Raw genomic sequence first — 19885 nt, 5'->3', positions numbered from 1 at the left:
ATGAGCGATCCCACGTTTTCGCAATCGGAAGTCGGCGAAGAATCACGCGACGTCAATGCGGCCAAGGGCTGGCATCCGCCCTCGGCGCCCGCGCCGCGCGATCGGGGCCTCGGGCCGTTCCCGCGGCTGATCCTGCGCGGCGCCACGATCATCGACGGCACGGGTGCGCCGCCGTGGGGGCCGGTGGATATCGTGATCGAGAACGATCGCATCACCGCGCTGGTCAACGTGGGCACGCCGCACAAGGCCATCGATCCGAAGCGCCGGCCCGGTCCGGGCGACCACGAGATCGACTGCCACGGCAAGTTCGTCACGCCGGGCTTTGTGGACGCACATGCGCACATCGGCACGCCGTATCACGCCATGAGCGGCATCGTGCCGCCGGCCGATTACATCTACAAGCTGTGGCTGGCGCATGGCGTCACCACCGTGCGCGAGATGGGCGCGATGGGCGGCCTGGGCTGGACGATGGAGCAGCGCGAGCTCTCCGCCGCGAACAAGATCGCCGCGCCGCGCATGATCGTGCATTCGGTGTTCCCGGCGGTGAACGATCGCGTCAAGACCATCCACACGCCCGAACAGGGCCGCGAATGGGTGCGCAAGCTGGCCGCGCGCGGCGCGGACGGCATCAAGTTCTTCGGCGCCCCGCCCGCCATCATGGAAGCGGCGCTGGACGAGGCGGCCAAGGTGGGCCTGCGCTCGGGTTGCCATCACGCGCAGATGGCCGTGACGCGCGTTAACGCGATGAAGTCCGCGCGCTGGGGGCTGACCAGTTCCGAACACTATTACGGCCTGCCCGAGGCGTTGTTCGAAGACCGCGTCGTGCAGTCGTTTCCCACGGACTACAACTACAGCGACGAGTATTACCGCTTTGCGGTGGCCGGTCAGACCTTCATGCAGGCCGCGCAGCCCGGCTCGGCCAAGTGGCGCCAGGTCATGGACGAGTTCCTGGAACTGGGCCACACCTTCGTGCCCACCTTCAACATCTACGACGCCAACCGCGACCTGATGCGCGCGCGCCGCGCGGACTGGCACGACGAATACACGTGGAAGGCCGTGTGGCGCTACTTCCAGCCGCAGCGTGGCGGCCACGGCGCGTACTGGTATCGCTGGAGCACCACGAACGAGATCGAGTGGAAGCAGAACTACCGGTTGTGGATGCAGTTCATCAACGAATACAAGAACCTGGGCGGGCGCGTCTGCGCGGGCAGCGATTCGGGCTTCATCTACCAGATCTACGGCTTTGGCTTCGTCCGCGAACTGGAGCTGCTGCAGGAAGCGGGCTTTCATCCCATCGAGGTCCTGCGCGCGGCCACGTCGCACAGCGCGGCGCTGCTGGGCATCGATGACGACACCGGCTCCATCGACGTGCAAAAGCGCGCCGACCTGCTGATCCACGACCAGAATCCGCTGACCGACTTCAAGCTGCTGTTCGGCACCGGCGCCATGCGCCTGAACGACGACACCGCCAAGGTCGAATGGCAGCGCTGCCTGCAGACCACCATCAAGTCGGGCGTGGTGTACGACACTGCGGAACTGCTGGCGGATGTGCGCGCGATGGTCCGGGACAGCTGGGCCGACGACCCGGACGGCGAGCGTCCGCCGACCGGCGGCGCGCCTTCGGGATCGCCGTGCGACACGGGTGAGGACGCCTGATGGCCATCGACCTGTTCCTGTTGTGCGGGTTTCTGGGCAGCGGCAAGACCACGCTGCTGGTGGACTACCTGCGCGATCCGGAATCGCGTGACACCGGCGTGATCGTCAACGAGGCCGGCGAGGTCGGCGTGGACGGGGCCATCGTGGCCAACGACAGCGACAACGTGCCGATGACCTTGATGGCCAATGGCTGCGTGTGCTGCTCGCTGCGCAGCGATCTGGTTTACACGCTGAGCGCGCTGCTCGACGCGCCCCGGCCGGAAGGCGAAGGCCCGTTGCAGCGCGTGATCCTGGAATGCAGCGGGCTGTCGCGGCCCGGCCCCATCATCGCGTCGCTGGCGGACCCCGAGCTGGCCAGTCGTGGCCTGCGGTTGACGGTGGTCTGCACCGACGATTGCGCGCGCGATCCCGATGCGCTGGCCGAGATGGACGAGGCCATGGCGCAGTTCGGCGCGGCGCATCGCATCGTGTTGACCAAGACTGATCTGCTGCCGGCCGTGCCCGGTGCGCTGGGCGCGCGTGCGGCGCGGGCCGAGGCCTTGAATCCGCTGGCGGCCGTTGTCGCGGAACCGGATCGCCGCCGCGCCGTGCAGGCCGCCTTCGCGCCGTCGCAAGGCACCGCCGACCTGGCGGGGCTGGCGGCGCGGATGCTATCGGCGGGCGGGCAGGGCGCGGCGCATCCACGCATCCGCGTGATGGCGGCGCGCGCGCAAGCCGGCATCAGCTGGACCGATTTTTCCGAATGGCTGGACAACCTGGCCGGGCTGTGCGGCGACCGCCTGCTGCGCGTGAAGGCCGTGGTGCGCGTCAGCGATTGCGAGGAGCCCATCTTGATCCAGTCGGTCGGCTCGACCTTCAGCCTGCCGCAGCGGCTGACGCGGCAGCCGGATGCGCGCGACGCGATCATCGTGATTGCGCGCGACATCGAGGCCGAAGAAATCCGTGCCTCCGCGCCGCACGCGCCGGTTGAAATGCTGGTCTGAACACCGTTGAACCCAACGCCGCGCGGCCAGGCTGGCCTGCCGCGCGGCGCATCGTAGCAAGTCGTCAGTTCCCTTCGATACGAGGTTGTTATGCAAGAGAAAAACCTGAATCGCCGTGGCTTCATCAAGACAGCCTCCGGCCTGGCTTTGGCGCCCGCCCTGGGCTGGCTGCCCGGCATGGCCCACGCCGCCGAAAAGGAAATCGTGGTGGGTACCTGGGGCGGCGACTACCAGAACCTGCTGCAGCAGATCATCAACCCCATCGTCGCCAAGCAGGACGTGAAGGTGGTCTACGACACGGGCAACGCCGTGGGCCGGGTCACCAAGCTGCGCGCCGAAAAGAACTCGCGCCGCGGCAGCATGGACGTGGCGCTGCTGGGTGAAGTCGACATGTACGACGCCGAGCGCTCCGGCACGCTGGAGCCCATTGACGTCAAGAAGCTGCCCAACCTGGCCAACGCGATCGACACGCTGAAGACGCCGTACTCGATTCCGCACATCTTCAGCGCGATGACGCTGGTCTACAACACCGAAAAATTCCCGACGCCGCCGGATTCGTTGCAGGTGCTGCTGGATCCCAAGTGGAAGGGCCAGGTCGGCTTCTCCGACATTCTTTACCTCTACAACTCGGTCTTCGTCGGGCTGGGCGCAGACGGCACCACCAAGGACTTCGAGGGCGGCAAGCGGTTCCTGGCCAAGCTCAAGCCCAATGCGCCGCGCATCTACCCGTCCAATGAAGCCGTTGCGGCCGCCTTCAAGTCCGGCGAAATCGCGATCGCCGTCATGTGGAAGGCGCGCGCGCTGCAATGGAAGGACAGCGGATTGCCGCTGGGCTTCGTTATCCCGAAGGAAGGGTCGGTGCCGGTGTCGTTCGAGGCCGCCGTCGCCAAGAACAGCCGCAACAAGGACGCGGCGTGGGCGTACCTGAACGCCATGCTGGATCCTCAGGGCCAGATCGGCTTTGCCGAAAAGATGGGCTACGCGCCCACCGTCACCAACGCGTCGCTGCCGGAAGCGTTGAAGCGCGTGGGCTTTTCGGACGCCGAGGTCAAGCTGCTGCACGCGTACGACCTGAAGGGATTGACCGAGAAGAAGGCGGACATGCTGGAGTTCTGGAACAAGGAGTTCAAGGCGGGATGATCGAGGGCGGGGCGCTGTACCCCGCGCTGCGCCGCTGACCGCATCATCGAAGCGCGATTCCTGCAGGGGAATCGCGCTTTGTCGTTTCTGGATGACTCTGCAAAGGGGTTGAAATGTTATATCATCCGGCAGCTAGTTTGTAATGATATAACATCCAAGAGAGTAAAGATGAACGGTAAGAAGCTGGGGATGGGGAAAGCGCCGCTAGTGTGCTCGTTGATGCTGATGGCGCCTGTCGCCCAGGCGCAGACCGAAGGCGAGGCCCGCACGCAGACCGTGGCGCCGATCACGGTCTCCGCGAATCCGCTGGGTCTGGACCTGAACAGCACCACGTTGCCGGCTTCGGTGCTGGAAGGCGATGCGTTGATCGAGCAGCGCAATGGCACGCTGGGCGAAACGCTCAAGAACCTGCCGGGCGTCAATAGCGACACGTTCGGCGGCGGCGCCAGCCGTCCGGTGATCCGCGGACAGACCGCGCCGCGCGTGAAGGTGCTGTCCGATGGGTCCGAAGTGATGGATGCCTCGGCCATTTCCCCTGACCATGCCGTGACCGTCGAGCCCCTGCTGGCCGACCGTATCGAAGTGCTGCGCGGCCCGGCCACGCTGCTGTACGGCGGCGGCGCGATCGGCGGCGTGGTGAACGTGGTGGACAAGAAGATCCCGACCGAAGTGCCGGAAAAGGGCGTCGCGGCCGAGGCGGAACTGCGCGGCGCCACGGGCACCAAGGAGCGCGCCGGCGCGGTGGGCATCACGGCGGGCGAAGGCCAGTTCGCGGTGCGCGTCGAAGGCATGAAGCGCCGCACCAGCGACTACGACGTGCCGGATTGGCCCGGCGGCAAGCTGGAAGGCTCGTACAGCGAGTCGACGCAGGGCTCGGTCGGCATGTCGTGGATCACGCCGCGCGGCTACGTGGGCGTGGCCTTCACGCATCTGCAAAGCGAATACGGCCTGCCCGGCCACAACCACGAATACGAAGGCTGCCACCCGCACGGCACGCATCTGCACTGCGGCGGCCATGACCACGATCATGGGGACGAGGGCGAGGAAGGTCACGACCACGATCACGACCACGAACATGGCGGCGTGCCCTACGTGAAGCTGCGCAGCAACCGCGTGGACCTGCGCGCCGAATACCAGGACCCGTTTGCCGGCTTCGAGAAGATTCGCTTTCGCGGCGGCCTGACGGACTACCAGCACGACGAGATCGAAGGCGGCGAGGTCGGCACGCGTTTCAAGAACAAGGGCTACGACATGCGCGTGGAAATGCAGCACAAGCCCATTGCCGGCTGGCGCGGCGTGATCGGCCTGCAGAACGCGTACAGCGATTTCAGCGCCGAGGGCGAAGAGGCGTTCCTGCCGCCGAGCAAGACGCGTTCGACCGGCGTGTTCCTGCTGGAGGAATACCAGCTGAACGACTGGCGCTTCGAGCTGGGCGCGCGGCAGGATTGGCAGCGCGTGTCGCCGTCGGGCGGCGCGCCGCGCAGCAGCCTGTCAGGCACGTCGTTGTCGGCTGCCGCGATCTGGGACTTCGCGCCGCAGTATTCCGTGGCGCTGTCGCTGTCGCGTTCGCAGCGCCTGCCCAACGCGCAGGAGCTGTATGCGGACGGCATCCACATCGCCACCAATACGTATGAACTGGGCAACGCGGACCTGACGCGCGAAACGTCGCGCAACATCGACCTGACGCTGCGCAAGCATTCCGGCGACACGACGTTCTCGGCCAGTGTGTTCCACAACCGCGTGAAGAACTACATCTATGCCAATACGCTGGATCGCTACGAAGATTTCCGCCTGATCGAGTACACGCAGCAGGACGCGGAATTCACGGGCGTGGAAGGCGAACTGCGTCACCAGTTCACGCCGGTCTTCTCGGCGGCGGTGTTCGGCGACTACGTGCGCGGCAAGCTGACGGGCGGCGACGGCAATCTTCCGCGCATCCCGGCCGGACGCGCGGGCGTGCGCGGCAACTTCAAGTGGCAGCAGTGGTCCGGCGGCGTCGAATACGCACGCGTGTTCGCGCAGAAGGACATTGCGGCCTATGAAGACACCACCCCGGGCTACAACATGGTCAACGCGGTGGTCGCCTATCGCGGCCAGTACGGCGCCACGGGCTACGAGGTCTTCCTGCGCGGCACCAACCTGCTGAACAAGCTGGCTTACAACCACGCCTCGTTCATCTCGACCGTCGCGCCGCTGCCCGGCCGCAGCGTGCTGCTGGGCGTGCGCATGACGTACTGATCGGGTTGGGAGCGGCGGCCGGCTGTGCTACTTTCGGCGGGTGCCGCCGTCCGCGGCGGCGCCTCGAGCCAGGAGCCCGCCATGCTGAAGTTCGCCGCCAATCTGTCGATGATGTACACGGAACATGCGTTCCTGGACCGCTATGCGGCGGCCGCGGCCGACGGTTTCGCGGGCGTGGAGTGCATGTTTCCCTATGAAGCGCCCGCCGCCTTCGTGCGCGAGCGCATGGATGCCGCCGGCGTGGCGCAGGTGCTGTTCAATGCGCCGCCTGGCATCGCCGCGCAGGGCGATCGCGGGCTGGCGGCGCTGCCGGGCCGGCAGGCCGAGTTCCAGGCCGGCATCGAGCAGGCCCTCTGCTATGCCACCGCGCTGTCTTGTTCGAATGTCCATGTGATGGCGGGCGTGGCGCCGCCCGATGCGTCGCGCGAGGCGATGCTGGACTACTATCACGCCAATCTCGACTGGGCCGCGCGCGAGGCCCGCTCGGCCGGCGTCACGCTGCTGATCGAGCCGATCAACACGCGCGACATCCCCGGCTATTTCCTGAACCGCCAAGAAGACGCACATGCCGTCGTGCAGGCGGTCAATGCCCCCAACCTGAAAGTGCAGATGGACCTGTACCACTGCCAGATCGTCGAGGGCGACGTCACCGCCAAACTGCGCGAGTACCTGCCCACCGGACGCGTGGGGCACCTGCAGATTGCCGGCGTGCCGCTGCGCCAGGAGCCGGACCGGGGCGAACTCGACTACGGCTGGATATTCGGGGTGCTGCGCGAGTTGCAATACACCGGCTGGATCGGCTGCGAGTACCGTCCTGCGGGTTCCACGTCGGCCGGCCTGCGCTGGCTGAGCGCCGCGCGCGCCTGATCGGCAACAATCCCGCATTTGAAGTTCAAAAGGAGTGAACGTCATGTTCCAAGGCGTGCTGCGCATGCTGTTTTCGGCGGCGCTGGCCGCGGCCATGCCGGCCGCGTCGTGGGCAGCCGACTATCCTGATCGGCCCATCCGGTGGCTGGTGCCGTTCAGCGCGGGGGGCGGCAGCGATCTGGCGACCCGCATCGTGGCCCGCCATGTCGGCGAGACGCTGGGGCAGCCGGTGGTGGTCGAGAACCGCCCGGGCGCGGCCACCATCGTTGCCGCGCAGGAAGCCGCGCGCGCCCGGCCGGACGGCTACACGGTGCTGACCGCAGGCATGAGCACGCTGGCGCTCAACCCGTGGCTGTACAGCGATCTGCCCTACGATCCGCAGCAGCAGCTGACGCCTGTGTCCACGCTGGTCGCGTTGCCCATCGTGCTGGTCGCGGCGCCGGATTCGGACCTGCATACGCTGGACGACGTGAAGGCGTATCTGAAACGCCAGCCGCCCGGCAGTTATGCGTCGCTGGGCGTGGGCAGTCCGCATCATCTGGCGATGGAACTGTTCATGGAAACCGTCGGCGGCCGCGCGACGGCGGTGCCGTACAAGGGGTCGCCGCCCGCGCTGCAGGACGTCGCCGCGGGCGTGGTGCCGCTGATGATGGCGGACCTGGCTGCCGCCCGGCCGCTGATCCAGGCGGGCAGGCTGCGCGCGATTGCCGTGCCGTCCGCCAAACAGTCCGCGCAATTGCCGGGCGTTCCGACGTTTGCCGAGGCGGGCGGGCCGATCTTTGAGGCGGCCGCCTGGCAGGGCGTGGTCGCGCCGGCCGGCACGCCCGCGCCCATCGTGGAAAAGCTCAGCCATGCGATCCGGCTGGCGCTGGAATCGCCGGATGTCGTCAAGCAGTTGACGCTGCAGGGCATGGAGCCGGCCGGCAGCACGCCCGATGCCTTCCAAGCCTATGCGCGGCAGGAGCACGAGCGCTGGGGCGCGGTCATCCAGGGAAAGGGGCTTTCGGCGGAATAAGGGGCCGGGTGCGAGGCGCCGGGTCACGAGTTGCCAAGCAGAGGTGACGGGCAATGAGGGGCTGGGCAACAAGGGGTTGGGCAACAACGGGCTGGGCAACAAACGGCTGGGCAACAACGGGCCGGGTAACAGCCGCCGCAATGTGTAACGCGTGCGTGCACGGAAGCGGCGCGGGCGTACGATGAAACGATGCGCATCCGGCCCGGACCGCGGGCGAGGAGACTGCCATGTCTTTGATCGTAGCTGCCCGCTTCGAGGGCTTCGAAGCCGCCAAGGCCGCCGCCAGCCGCCTGGCCACCAGCGGCTTTCCCGACTGGGATATCCATACCTTCTACGTCAATCCCGCCGGCGAGCACGGCCGCTTTCCGTATGGGGGCGACCGGCGTTCCGATCCCGACGCGGGGCGCGCCGACATGGGCGCCTATCTGGGCGCGGGCGGCGTGGGGGCGGTGTTTGCGGTGTTCGGCGGATTCGTTGCGGCGGAACTCAGCGACTCCACGGCGGCAATTCTGGCCGCGGCGGGTGTCGGCGCGTATCTCGGGTCGCTGTTCGGAGCGCTTTGGGTAACGGGTCACGGCGCCACGCAGCACGGCCACTTCAACCCCGACTCCCATGCCGAGATCCGTCAGGCCGGCGTCATGGTCGCCGTGCGGGTCCGGCCGCAGCGCGAAATCCTGGCGTGCCGCATCCTGCGCGATGCCGGCGGCGCCGACGTGGAGCACGCCAACGGCCACTGGCGCAACAACCATTGGGAAGACTTCGACCCGCTGTCGCTGCCGCAGCGCGAGCCGGGCTTTGGTTGATGGCGGGGAGTGGAGGGCGATTTGCTGCAAAGGTGTCTGATGCTGCAAAGGTGTCTGACACCCTATGAGATGCCGCTGCAAGCTGACGATGTTCTCCCCAGGGTGTCAGACACCTGATGAGACATCGTCCGCTCGCGAAGAAGTCTGTTCAATCCGGCGCGGGGATCGGCGCCTTGCGGCTGCGCTGCGCCGTTGCGGCGCAGCCGGCGGACGCGACGATGATGCCGAGAATCGCCAGCCATTGCGTCTGGGACAGATGTTCGTTCAAGACCACAACCCCGGCCAGCGCGCCCATCGCGGGCTCCATGCTCAGCAGCACGCCGAATGTCTTTTGGGGCAGCCGCCGCAGCGCCACCATTTCCAGCGAATAGGGCAGTGCGCTGGACAGGATGCCGACGGCCACGCCCGCCAGGATCAGTTTGGGATCGAGTAGCGCCATGCCCGCGTGCGCCGCGCCGACCGGCAGCGCGACCATCGCGGCCGCCAGCAGACCGAGCGACGTGGCCTGACCGCCGTGCACGTTGCCGGCCATCTTGCCGAAGATGATGTACAGCGCCCAGCACACGGCAGCGCCCAGCGCGTACGCGATGCCCTGTGGATCGAGGTCGTGGACGGATTGGCCGGTGGGAATGAGCAGAATCAGGCCGGCCAGCGCGCAGGCGATCCACACAAAGTCGATGGCGCGCCGCGACAGCACCACGGCCAGCGTCAGCGGTCCCGTGAATTCGATGGCGATGGCAATGCCCAGCGGCAGGGTCTTCAGCGCCATGTAGAACAGCAGGTTCATGCACGCCAGCGTCACGCCGTACAAGGCGATCTTCGCGGCGTTGCCGCGCGTCAACGGAAAGCGCCACGGCCGCCAGAAGGCCAGCAGGATGATGGCGCCGATGACGATGCGATATGCGGTGGTGCCTTGCGCGCCCACTTCCGGAAACAGCGATTTCGCGAACGACGTGCCCACGCACAATGAGGCCATGGCGCCGATCAGCGACAGGGTGGGAAGCAGGGTGGACGCTGAGCTGTTGTGTCCGTTATTCAAGGTGGCGGCGGTCATGGAAGGCTGGGGCTTAGGGTAAGACGCTCGTACTGGGATGATTCGGCGCGAGGGCGGATGGTCAGGGCTGCGGATTCATCGCCGTGGAAACCAGCACGTAAATGGCCAGCCCCAGCATGATCGCGCCCAGAATGCCCTGCTGCGCGCGCAGGAACCACGGATTGCGCGCGACCCAGCCGCGGATGCGCGACGCGCCGTACGCAAAGCAACTGCCGTAGGGCAGGCTGAGCGCCTTCATCGTGACGCCGAGCACCAGCATCTGGATCCAGACCGGCCCGTTGTCCGGCGAGGTGAATTGCGGCAGGAAGGCGATCATGAAGAGCAGCACCTTCGGATTGAGCAGGTTGGTGATGAAGCCCTGCCAGAAGGCGTCGCGCGCATCGCCCGGCCGGGCCGCCAGCGACACCTCGGCGGCGTTCGCGCACCGGATCATCGCCTTGACGCCCAGATACCCCAGATACAGGCCGCCCGCCGCCTTGATGCCCACGAAAAGCGTGGGAAAGGTCCGCAGCACGGATGCCAGGCCCAATACGACGGCCGGAACCTGGATGAATCCGGCGGCCACGTTGCCCAGCACGCTATGGAAGGCGGGACGAAACCCTTGCGTCATGCCGCGCGACAGCGTGAGGGCCATGTCGGGGCCGGGCGTGAGCTTCAAGGCCGCATCGGCGGCCAGGAAAAGCAGGAAAAGCTGGAGTGAGGGCATTGCAGGGTGCAGCGTGGAAATTCCCGGCGGTGCGGGCGGAGGGCTCCCAGTGTAAGCAAGCGGCTTGAATAATTCCTGCGTCCCGCACGCTCGAAATGAAGTTTCCCGTCGAATTCGCGACGGTTTGCATCGCGGCCACGATTAGAATCAGCCGATACCCGCATTTCGCCCTACGATCCACCCGATGTTTTCATCTCCAAGCGTTCCGAGCGCCCCATGGAACTAGACGATTTCGACCTGCAGATCCTGCAAAGCCTGCAGGAAGACAACCAGCGCACCAGCCAGGACGTCGCGCAACGCGTGAACCTGTCGCCGGTGTCCTGCCTGCGCCGCATGAAGCGGTTGCGCGAATCCAAGGTGGTGACGGCGGACGTGTCCGTCGTGGACCCCGCCGCCGTGGGCCGCGGGATCACGATGGTGGTGCTGGTGTCGCTGGAAAGCGAGCGTGCCGACAAGCTCGACCAGTTCAAGCGCGCCATGCAGACCGCGCCCGAGATCATGCAGTGCCTGTCGGTGACGGGCGAGGTCGACTTCGTGCTGACGCTCACCATGCGCGACATGGCCGAATATGAGGTGTTTGCGCAGCGCCATTTCTGGGGCAACCCCAACGTGAAGCGGTTTTCGACGCTGGTGGTGATGAGCCGGGTGAAGAATGGGCTGACGGTGCCGGTGATGGCTGGCGCGTGAGCCGGCGCGACGGTTGGCTTGGCCGCGCCGCCCTCGTTCGCGAGCTCCCGCCGGTCATGCTCCTGATGGCCGTTCGGCGTCCTGGCTGCCGGTTCGCCCGGGTTGAGGGGCGTCCTCTTCCAGCGGCCGGGCCGCGAAGATCGCGCGGCCGGCCTCCTCCGACACACTGCGCACATGCAAATCCCGCTGCGGAAAGGGAATCTCAATGCCCGCCTCCCGCAGCGCGTCATACATCCGCGCCATCATGTCGCTGCGGATCTCGATCCAGCGATCGAAATCGTAGGTCCACGCCCGCAGGCTGAAATCCAGCGTGCTTGCGCCAAATCCCATGAAAAGCACCATGGGCGGCGGTTCCGTCACCACGCCCGGCGTCTGGCGCGCCACGCCATCCAGCAGTTCCAGCACCCGCCTCGGATCGGTGCCGTAGGCCAGTCCGATGCTGACCTCGATACGTCGGCTGCGATCCAGCATCGTCCAATTGGTCAGCTTCTCGGACAGCAGCGTGCCGTTCGGCACGATCACGTCGGCGCCGTCAAAGGTCTTAATCCGCGTGGCGCGCATGCCGATGTCGCGCACCTGACCGGACGTGCCGCTGATCTCAACCACGTCGCCCGGCTGGATCGGCCGCTCGAACATCAGGATCAGCCCGGACACGAAGTTGTTCACCACGCCCTGCAGGCCGAAGCCGATGCCCACGCCCAGGGCGCCGAACACGATGGTGAGCTGGCTGGTCTGAAATCCCGCGGCCGACAGTGCGATGCCCAGTCCCAGCAACAGCACCAGGTAGTACGACAGCGAGGCGATGCTGTTGCCGACGCCGCGCGGCAGCGACATGCGCGTCAACACCTCGTCGTGCAGGATGATGCGGATGGTGCGCGCGGCCCAGAAGGCGATCAGCACCGAGATTGCGAAGACCAGGATGTTGCCCAGGCTGATGGAGATCTGGCCGAATTCCAGCGTGTAGGAGAGCACCTGCGTCACGGCCGCGTACGTGACGCGCAGGACGCGGAAGCGGTCCATCGTGTAGACCGCCCAGCCCACGATGGCCGCGGCGGTCACCAGGCGGATCAGCAACTGCACCAGGGGCGGCGCATGATCGCGCGCCAGCCGGAAACGCGAAATGCCCTGACGCGCCAGCAACAGCTGCAGCAAGGTGATGATGACGGTGACGCCCGCGTACAGCACAAGTCCGAAATAACCGCTGCCGATGATGCCGCTCGTCAGCATTTCGGACAGCGACACATTGCCGACCAGATTCGCGGCCAGCGACACGCACATCAGCGCGGCGGCGCCCCAGGCCACGGCGCGTAGGGCGCGCACCAGCCGCTCGGAGCCGGGCGGGTACGTCTGGCGCCGCCCGCGCGCCAGCAGCCACAGGATCGCCGTCAGCGCCAACACGGCCATCGCCACCGTCGACAGGCGGTAGAACAGCGTGTTGGCCAGGAACAGGAACCCCAGCCGCTCGGCCAGGAATAGCGCGGTGATGACACGCGGCCAATGGTCCAGATGCCGTCGGCTGGCCGGCGGAAGCAGGCGCAGCACGGGCAGCGCCGCCAGCACCAGCGCGATCTGCTGGACCATCAAGGGCGCGTCCGGCTCCAGGGCCAGCACGCCCATCATGGACAGCAGCACCCACGTGGACAACGGCCGCCCCAGTACGCCGGCGGCGGTTTCGCTCATTACGCCGGTGCGGATGGCGTTGCGGCTCTTGCGCGCCAGCCAGAGCAGAAGCGGTAGCAGCAGCAGTTGCAGCGTGTGCAAGGCGCGCTGGTTGCTGGCGCCCGCCGCGCCGTAATCGCGCGCGAATCGCACCTCGATGTCCAGGCCCTTGCGCAGCAGGGTCAGCGTGTCCTGGTCGGTCTTTCCGGCCCAGTCCAGCGCCCAGAGCGGCGGCGAATCCACGCGCAAGAGCCGTGCGTCGACATAATCGATCGCCTCCATCACCTGACGTTGGCCGGCCTTGATCTGCTCCTCGATCGCGTTGGCCCGTTGCTCCAGCTCGACCTGGCGCGATAGCGGCCCGGACAGCGCCTGGCTGGCCGCCAACAATTGCGCGATCACCGCATCGATACGGTCGGCCAGCGCGGCCGGCAGCCCGGATGCCCCCGGCGCATCCTTGATCGCCTGCCACGCCGTGCGCCGCCGCAGCAGCTCGGCCGCATCGCTGGCGTACCACGCCGTCGCCTGCCGCATGTCCGCCTGCCACCGCGCCAGCCGCCGCACGTCAAAGATCCAATGCCGCTCCAGGCTTTCGAGCCGCATGATCGGAAAGTTGCGAAGCTGCGCCGGCTGGAATTCGTAGAGCTTTTCGTCGGCGGATTTGGCGATGGCGTCCAGCGGCGGCATGAGTGCGGATACGGGATCCGCCGTGGCGGCGCGCTGCAGGACGCCTTCGGCGTAGCGCAAGTCCGTGTCCGCCCGAAGCGGGATTTCGGCCATCTGGATGGCGGCGGGCGGTTGCGAGGCCGGCGCAGGCGTTTCCGCCCCAAGCGCCGCACCCGCCCATCCCAGGGCCAGGCCAAAGAGGCAGAAAAGGATTCGTGCGCGGGCGCGCATATCGCGACTCCGTGGTGGGGGACGGACGTGCGGTTACGGGGATTCTGCTGCGGGACGGCATGTCACGATATCGCGAAATGCGGCGGGTAAGAAGGGGTGGTGCGAAAAGGGGGAATTTGTGCTGGATGTCCTGAAAACGGAAGCTACATCTGACGCCGAGCAGGAAATACAGTAGTTGCAAAAGGTCGTCTCATCGGTGATATTCGCAATTCGCGAATAGCGAATATCGGGCTTATGGATCTGAAACCTCAAGACCTGTTGGTACTTCTTAAAGCTGCTGCCCACCCGCCGCAGCGCTGGACTTATGCCGCGCTGGGCTCGGCGCTGCACATGAGCGCCTCGGAGACCCACGCAAGCGTCAAACGCGCCGTCGCGGCAGGCCTGGCGGTGGCGCCGGCACGCGGCCAATGGCGGCCGGTACGAGGGAATCTTCTGGAGTTTGTCGTGCATGGCGTGCGATATGTCTGGCCCGCCACCCCGGGACCGGTCAAGCGGGGCGTTCCTACGGCCTTCGGCGTCGAGCCTCTGGCCAGTCACTTGAACGCCGCGCCAGGGGAGGCCCCCGTATGGGCTCACCCCACAGGAGCCGCCAAGGGACCGGCACTTTCGCCTCTGTATCCCACGGCGCCGCAGGCCGCGCTTGCGGACCCGGCCCTGCACCGCATGCTGGCGTTGGTGGATGCCCTGCGCACGGGAAGAACCCGCGAGCGCGCCCTCGCCACCAAGCTCTTGGAGACCGAACTGATGCGAACTGATGCAGGAGCCGCCAATGCGAACGGATGACCCCAACTTGCCCTATTTACGCAGCGTCGCCAAGGCCCTTGGCGAATTGCGGGAACAAGTTGTATTTGTCGGGGGCGCGGTTGCGGGCCTGCTGATTACGGACCCTTTTGCAGACCCCGTCCGCGCCACGCGCGACGTGGATGCGGTGCTGGAGGCCAATCGTGCGACGTTTCATCGGTTCGAAGAAGCGGTTGCGGCGCGTGGATTTGCTCGCGATGTCAGCGGCGATGTCATTTGCCGCTGGGTGCACAAGGAATCCGGCGTCCTTTTTGATCTCATGCCCGTTCATTCGGAGATCCTAGGTTTCTCCAATCGCTGGTATTCCTACGCGGTCGAGACGGCTGGCGATATGGAGCTGGAACCGGGGTTGACGATCAAGCTGATCAGCGCCGTCGCCTTTGTCGCGACGAAGCTGGAGGCATTTGCTGGCCGGGGAGGCGGTGACTTCATGAACAGTCACGACCTGGAAGATATATTGAACATCGTGGATGGGCGTGAGGAATTGGCTGCGGAACTGGCCGCCTCGCCCGCACCGTTGCGCCAGGCCACGGGCGCCGCGATCTCCAACCTCGTCGAAAACCCCGACTTCGCGAATGTGCTTCCAGGCCTTCTTGCCGAGCCGGAGCGTGCCGATCTCATCATGGAACGTCTGAAAACGTTAAGGGGCTAAGTTCGGGGCTGAGCCTGCGAACGGTTCGCCGCGTGAACGCGTTGGACTTGCGCAGGTTCGCGCCGGCGTAGGTCGCGAGCGTCACATTTGGGCAATGCCTAGTCGTAGCCGTAAAAGGCATCTCGGAATTCGCCCGCCTCGACTTCGGCCACTTCCGGGCGCTCCCTGAACCAGCGGACCACGGATTGCCGCTGCTCCTCAGTTGGAGATCCTACATCGGTGAGCACCATGCCATCGATCTTGCCTCGACCGACGTAGCCGGCAAAGTAGAGGTCGCAGCTCTCGATCCACGCGATGAACGCATCAAGCAGCGCGTCGCCGTCATCGATGTCGCTGGCGAGCGACCCACGAACTTCGAAAAGGAGTTCTTGGTATTCGCCGACGTGCAACTTCTTGCGCTGGCGACGGTTCAGCCGACGCAAGCGGCCATTCACAGGAGCAATTGATCGATATTTACGCACGGAGACCTCGCGGGCGATGAAATCGGAGAGATGTGATGGAGGTCTGTGCGCGGCGGCGCACGACCGCATGTCGCGGCGGCAGCCCACTCGCTAGCTGTCGGGCAAGCAACTTCCCGATCTGGGGGAAACGATCCTCGGCATGGCGAAGATCTGAATTTTTTGGTGGCCTGGGGCGGAATCGAACCACCGACACAAGGATTTTCAATCCTCTGCTCTACCGACTGAGCTACCAGGCCAACGAAGCCCGCCACTATACACAAAATGTCGGGACACGTGGCGGCGTAGCGCCGCCACCAGCAAAACACCGGCGGCGCAGTGCCGCCACCAGCAAAACACCGGCGGCGCAGTGCCACCACCAGCAAAACACCGGCGACGCAGTGCCGCCACCAACAAAAAACCCAGCGCAAGGCTGGGCTTTTTGTGGGAACAGAAGCTCCCGGAAATTCTTTTGGTGGCCTGGGGCGGAATCGAACCACCGACACAAGGATTTTCAATCCTCTGCTCTACCGACTGAGCTACCAGGCCAACGAAGTCCGCAACTATACACAATTTTTTGGCGTTGTGCCAGTTGGGCGAGTGAAGCGTCGCTTTTTTTCGTGACCCGGCGCGCAATGTCGCCGTGCCTGGGCAGCAAAGCGCCCAACTGTTGCCTACAAGGCACGATCGGGCGTCATCTGTCGGTGATCGGGGACGGGAATGGCCTGGGGATAACCCGCAGGAGTATAATCGTCAGCGGTTTTGCTGTTACAGCCGGATGCTTTCCCGCCTTTGACGCGCGACAAGCGGGCTGCGACGCATTGTTCTTATAGTGGCAGTACTTAACGCTTAGCCGCGGGTGGCTTTCCGCCATCCCTCACACATGTCGGTAGCTGTCCTTGCCTTCGGTCTGAATCACACGTCCGCGCCGGTGTCGGTCCGCGAACGCGTGTCCATGCCCGTCGATCTGGTCAAGCCCGCCCTCGAAGGCTTGCGTTCGGCATTCGGCGGCTCCGTCCGCGAAGCCGCCATCCTGTCCACCTGTAATCGCACCGAGATCTACTGCGCGGCCGACGGCCACGTGGCGGATCAGTTGCCCGCCTGGCTGGCTGAACACAACCGCCTGGACGCCGGCACGCTGCGCCCGCACCTCTATCGCCATCATCAAGACGACGCCGTGCGTCACGCCTTCCGCGTGGCAAGCGGCCTCGATTCCATGGTGCTGGGCGAAACCCAGATCGTGGGCCAGATGAAGGACGCGGTGCGCGCCGCTGGCGAAGCCGGTTCGCTTGGCACCTTGCTGCACCAGATGTTCCAGCGCACCTTCTCGGTCGCCAAGGAGGTCCGGTCGCAAACCGCCATCGGCGCCGAATCCGTGTCCATGGCCGCCGCCGCAGTGCGTCTGGCCGAGCGCGTGTTCGGCAATCTGGACCAGGCCCGCACGCTGTTCATCGGCGCGGGCGAAATGATCGAATTGTGCGCCACGCACTTTGCCGCGCAACGTCCGCGCAGCATGGTGGTGGCCAACCGCACGGCCGAACGCGCCGAACTGCTGGCCAACCGCTTCTCGGCCAGCACGATGAAGCTGTCCGACCTGACCGAGCGGCTGTCCGAATTCGACGTCATTGTTTCCTGTACGGCAAGCTCCCTGCCCATCCTCGGCCTGGGGATGGTTGAACGGGCTACGCGCCTGCGCCGTCACCGCCCGATGGTCATGATCGATCTGGCCGTGCCGCGCGACATCGAGCCCGAAGTCGGCCGCCTGGACGACGTTTACCTGTATTCGGTGGACGACCTGGGCCGGCTGGTGCAGACTGGCACCGATGCCCGCCGCGCCGCGGTGGTGCAGGCCGAGGCCATCATCGAAACCCGCGTCCAGGGCTTCATGCACTGGATGCAATCCCGCGAAGTGGTGCCCGTCATCCGCGACCTGCATCAGGCCGCCGAAGACGTCCGCGCCGCCGAACTGGAACGCGCCCGCCGCCTGCTGGCGCGGGGCGAATCGCCCGAAGCCGTGCTCGAGCAACTGGCGCACGGCCTGACCCAGAAATACCTGCACGGCCCGCTCGCGGCGCTGAACCGCAGCGAAGGCGACGACCGCAAGCAACTGCTTGCCTGGATGCCGCGCCTCTTCCCCGGCCGCGACTCCCGCCGTTAGCGGCGTTGCCCCACGTCCCGCCTCATGGCGGGCGTTCGCTTTGTGGGCGCCCGCTTTCTCTGTTTTCTCTCTTGGTCCTCCCCTCATGAAATCTTCCATGCGCAGCCGGCTGGAGCATTTGTGCCATCGCCTGATTGAGGTCGATGCCCTGCTCGCCGAACCGGAAACCGCGTCCGACATGGACCGCTTCCGCAAGCTTTCCCGCGAGCGCGCCGAACTGGAGCCGGTGGTCGAAGCCTTCACCGCCTTTGCCCGCACCGAGGAAGACATTGCGACCGCGCAGGAGATGCTGTCCGAGCCCGACATGAAGGCGATGGCCGAGGAAGAGATCAAGTCCGGGCGCGTCAAGCTGGAATCGCTGGAAGCGGCGTTGCAGCTTCTGCTGCTGCCGCGCGACCCCAACGACGGGCGCAGCGTGTTCCTGGAAATCCGCGCTGGCACGGGCGGCGACGAGAGCGCGCTGTTCTCCGGCGACCTGCTGCGCATGTACACGCGCTACGCGGAACAGCGCGGCTGGCGCGTCGAACTGATGTCGGAAAGCCCGTCCGAATTGGGCGGCTACAAGGAAGTGATCGCGCGCATCGACGGCGACGGCGCGTATGGCCGGCTGAAGTTCGAGTCGGGGGCGCACCGCGTGCAGCGCGTGCCGGCCACCGAGGCGCAGGGCCGCATCCACACGTCGGCGTGCACGGTGGCCATCATGGCCGAAGCCGACGCCATGTCCGAGATCGTCATCAATCCCAGCGACCTGCGCATCGACACCTTCCGCGCCAGCGGCGCGGGCGGCCAGCACATCAACAAGACCGATTCGGCGGTGCGCATCACCCACTTGCCGACGGGGCTGGTGGTGGAATGCCAGGACGACCGCTCGCAGCACCGCAACAAGGACAAGGCCATGCAGGTGCTGGCCGCGCGCCTGAAGGACAAGGAAGAGCGGGAGCGCCAGAGCAAGGAAGCGGCCGAGCGCAAGAGCCTGATCGGCACGGGCGACCGGTCCGAGCGCATCCGCACCTATAACTACCCGCAGGGCCGCGTGACCGATCACCGCATCAACCTGACGCTGTACAAGCTGCAGCAGATCATGGAAGGCGATCTCGAGGAGCTGACCGGCGCGCTGATCGCCGAGCATCAGGCCGAGCAGCTTGCCGCGCTGGGCGACGATATTTAAGGCCGACGCGATGACCGCGCCTCAGATCAAGAGTCTGCTGCTCGACGCGCGGCTGCCGCGCCTGGAAGTGCGCATGCTGCTGGAGCACGTGCTGAACAAGCCGCGCGCGTGGCTGCTGGCGCACGATACCGATGCGTTGGCGCCGGAGGTGGCGGCGGCGTACGAGGCGTTGGCGCAGCGCCGGCAGGCGGGGGAGCCCATGGCCTATCTGCTGGGTCATCGCGAATTCATGGGACACCGGTTTCGCGTGACGCCCGACGTGCTGATTCCGCGTCCCGATACCGAGGTGCTGGTGGAAACCGCGCTGGAATGCATCAAAGACGTCACAGGGCCGATGGTGCTGGACCTGGGCACGGGCAGCGGCGCGATCGCGGTGTCGATCGCGCTGGCGCGACGCGACGCGCGGGTGATGGCGTCGGACGTCAGCCCGGCCGCGCTGGCCGTGGCTGCCGGGAACGCGTGGGATCTGACGGCTGCGGTGCGCTTTGTGGAAGGAAGCTGGTACGAGGCGGTGCCGGCCGGCGAAGGGTTTGATCTGATCGTGTCGAATCCGCCGTATGTGGCCAGCGACGATCCGCACCTGGATCAGGGCGACCTGCGTTTTGAACCGCGGGGGGCGCTGACGGATGGTGCGGGCGGGCTGGAGGATCTGGCGCGCATTGTGCAGGGCGCCGGCGGTCATCTGAAATCCGGCGGTTCGCTCTGGATGGAGCATGGCTGGGATCAGGCGGCGTCGGTACGAGACATGCTGCGCCAGGCCGGATTTGAAGACGTGCACAGCCGCCAGGATTTGGCGGGGATCGAGCGGATTTCGGGCGGGCGTTTGCTGGTCGCAGGTGTCTGACACCCCGCGATGCGTTGGTTCCAGGCGTCGGGCATCTCATCGGGGTGTCAGACACCTGGGCAGTCAGCCGGTGCCGGGTGTCTGACATCTTTGCCGGCAGCCGGTGCCGGGTGTCTGACA

17 protein-coding genes and 2 tRNA genes are annotated in these 19885 nt (G+C 66.1%); 13 read left to right on the top strand and 6 right to left on the bottom strand.

The genetic code is table 11. The features are described 5' to 3' along the window. The 7 genes from RT697_RS06285 (at position 1) to RT697_RS06255 (ending at position 8702) form a co-directional block, all read left to right on the top strand. On the top strand, positions 1–1656 hold the full coding sequence (locus RT697_RS06285) for an amidohydrolase family protein (RefSeq protein WP_313697497.1): 1656 nt from the start codon (positions 1–3) through the stop codon (positions 1654–1656). Beyond that, positions 1656–2639, top strand: a complete 984-nt coding sequence (locus tag RT697_RS06280) for a GTP-binding protein (protein ID WP_313697495.1) — start codon at positions 1656–1658, stop codon at positions 2637–2639. The genes RT697_RS06285 and RT697_RS06280 overlap by 1 nt, the downstream gene beginning before the upstream one ends. 90 nt (positions 2640–2729) lie before the next feature. Then, positions 2730–3779 (top strand): ABC transporter substrate-binding protein, encoded by a 1050-nt coding sequence (locus RT697_RS06275; protein ID WP_313697493.1) that lies wholly within the window; start codon positions 2730–2732, stop codon positions 3777–3779. Positions 3780–3998: 219 nt separating this feature from the next. Next, the gene (locus RT697_RS06270) at positions 3999–6017 is read left to right on the top strand and encodes a TonB-dependent receptor domain-containing protein (RefSeq protein WP_313697558.1); all 2019 of its coding nucleotides are present in this window, start codon (positions 3999–4001) and stop codon (positions 6015–6017) included. Positions 6018–6098: 81 nt separating this feature from the next. After that, entirely contained in the window at positions 6099–6884 is a 786-nt protein-coding gene (gene otnI, locus RT697_RS06265) for a 2-oxo-tetronate isomerase (RefSeq protein WP_313697491.1), read from the top strand. Between the two features lie 43 nt (positions 6885–6927). Continuing rightward, positions 6928–7899 (top strand): tripartite tricarboxylate transporter substrate binding protein, encoded by a 972-nt coding sequence (locus RT697_RS06260; protein WP_313697489.1) that lies wholly within the window; start codon positions 6928–6930, stop codon positions 7897–7899. A 227-nt stretch (positions 7900–8126) separates the two neighbouring features. Beyond that, positions 8127–8702, top strand: a complete 576-nt coding sequence (locus tag RT697_RS06255; RefSeq protein WP_313697488.1) for a hypothetical protein — start codon at positions 8127–8129, stop codon at positions 8700–8702. A gap of 148 nt (positions 8703–8850) precedes the next feature. On the opposite strand, the gene RT697_RS06250 is transcribed toward RT697_RS06255, so the two are convergent. Together RT697_RS06250 and RT697_RS06245 are read right to left on the bottom strand one after the other, a co-directional pair. Continuing rightward, the gene (locus tag RT697_RS06250) at positions 8851–9756 is read right to left on the bottom strand and encodes an EamA family transporter (protein ID WP_313697487.1); all 906 of its coding nucleotides are present in this window, start codon (positions 9754–9756) and stop codon (positions 8851–8853) included. A gap of 61 nt (positions 9757–9817) precedes the next feature. Continuing rightward, complete coding sequence (locus tag RT697_RS06245; protein ID WP_082578768.1) at positions 9818–10462, bottom strand: LysE family translocator; 645 nt, start codon at positions 10460–10462, stop codon at positions 9818–9820. A gap of 216 nt (positions 10463–10678) precedes the next feature. Between RT697_RS06245 and RT697_RS06240 the strand changes: the two genes are divergently transcribed. Further along, positions 10679–11149, top strand: coding sequence for an Lrp/AsnC family transcriptional regulator (locus tag RT697_RS06240; protein ID WP_313697484.1), 471 nt, complete (start codon positions 10679–10681; stop codon positions 11147–11149). Between the two features lie 54 nt (positions 11150–11203). On the opposite strand, the gene RT697_RS06235 is transcribed toward RT697_RS06240, so the two are convergent. After that, on the bottom strand, positions 11204–13705 hold the full coding sequence (locus RT697_RS06235; protein ID WP_313697482.1) for a mechanosensitive ion channel domain-containing protein: 2502 nt from the start codon (positions 13703–13705) through the stop codon (positions 11204–11206). A gap of 234 nt (positions 13706–13939) precedes the next feature. Here RT697_RS06235 and RT697_RS06230 point away from each other — a divergent pair, with 234 nt between their 5' ends. Further along, positions 13940–14488: a hypothetical protein gene (locus RT697_RS06230; protein ID WP_313697480.1), complete on the top strand. Its 549-nt coding sequence runs from the start codon at positions 13940–13942 to the stop codon at positions 14486–14488. After that, positions 14475–15158: a hypothetical protein gene (locus RT697_RS06225; RefSeq protein WP_313697478.1), complete on the top strand. Its 684-nt coding sequence runs from the start codon at positions 14475–14477 to the stop codon at positions 15156–15158. The genes RT697_RS06230 and RT697_RS06225 overlap by 14 nt, the downstream gene beginning before the upstream one ends. A gap of 98 nt (positions 15159–15256) precedes the next feature. Here the strand turns inward: RT697_RS06225 and RT697_RS06220 are convergent, their stop codons facing one another. From RT697_RS06220 to RT697_RS06210, 3 genes are all read right to left on the bottom strand, one after another. Beyond that, positions 15257–15619: a 50S ribosome-binding protein YggL gene (locus RT697_RS06220; protein ID WP_313697476.1), complete on the bottom strand. Its 363-nt coding sequence runs from the start codon at positions 15617–15619 to the stop codon at positions 15257–15259. Between the two features lie 160 nt (positions 15620–15779). Beyond that, positions 15780–15855 (bottom strand) — tRNA-Phe (locus RT697_RS06215). A 213-nt stretch (positions 15856–16068) separates the two neighbouring features. Beyond that, a tRNA-Phe gene (locus tag RT697_RS06210) sits at positions 16069–16144 on the bottom strand. Positions 16145–16478: 334 nt separating this feature from the next. On the opposite strand from RT697_RS06210, the gene hemA reads away from it, so the two are divergent. The 3 genes from hemA (at position 16479) to prmC (ending at position 19765) form a co-directional block, all read left to right on the top strand. Then, positions 16479–17753 (top strand): glutamyl-tRNA reductase, encoded by a 1275-nt coding sequence (hemA, locus tag RT697_RS06205; RefSeq protein ID WP_056559840.1) that lies wholly within the window; start codon positions 16479–16481, stop codon positions 17751–17753. Positions 17754–17838: 85 nt separating this feature from the next. After that, positions 17839–18921 carry a peptide chain release factor 1 gene (prfA, locus tag RT697_RS06200; RefSeq protein WP_312438229.1) on the top strand — a complete coding sequence of 361 codons (1083 nt, stop codon included), beginning with the start codon at positions 17839–17841 and terminating at the stop codon, positions 18919–18921. A gap of 10 nt (positions 18922–18931) precedes the next feature. Further along, positions 18932–19765, top strand: a complete 834-nt coding sequence (gene prmC / locus RT697_RS06195) for a peptide chain release factor N(5)-glutamine methyltransferase (protein ID WP_313697475.1) — start codon at positions 18932–18934, stop codon at positions 19763–19765. Positions 19766–19885: the final 120 nt, after the last annotated feature.

Source organism: Achromobacter sp., assembly GCF_032113835.1.
In the GTDB taxonomy this organism is placed as follows: domain Bacteria; phylum Pseudomonadota; class Gammaproteobacteria; order Burkholderiales; family Burkholderiaceae_B; genus Achromobacter.
Note: the sequence above shows the minus strand (reverse complement) of the source record. Positions and strands in the feature narration are given on the sequence as shown.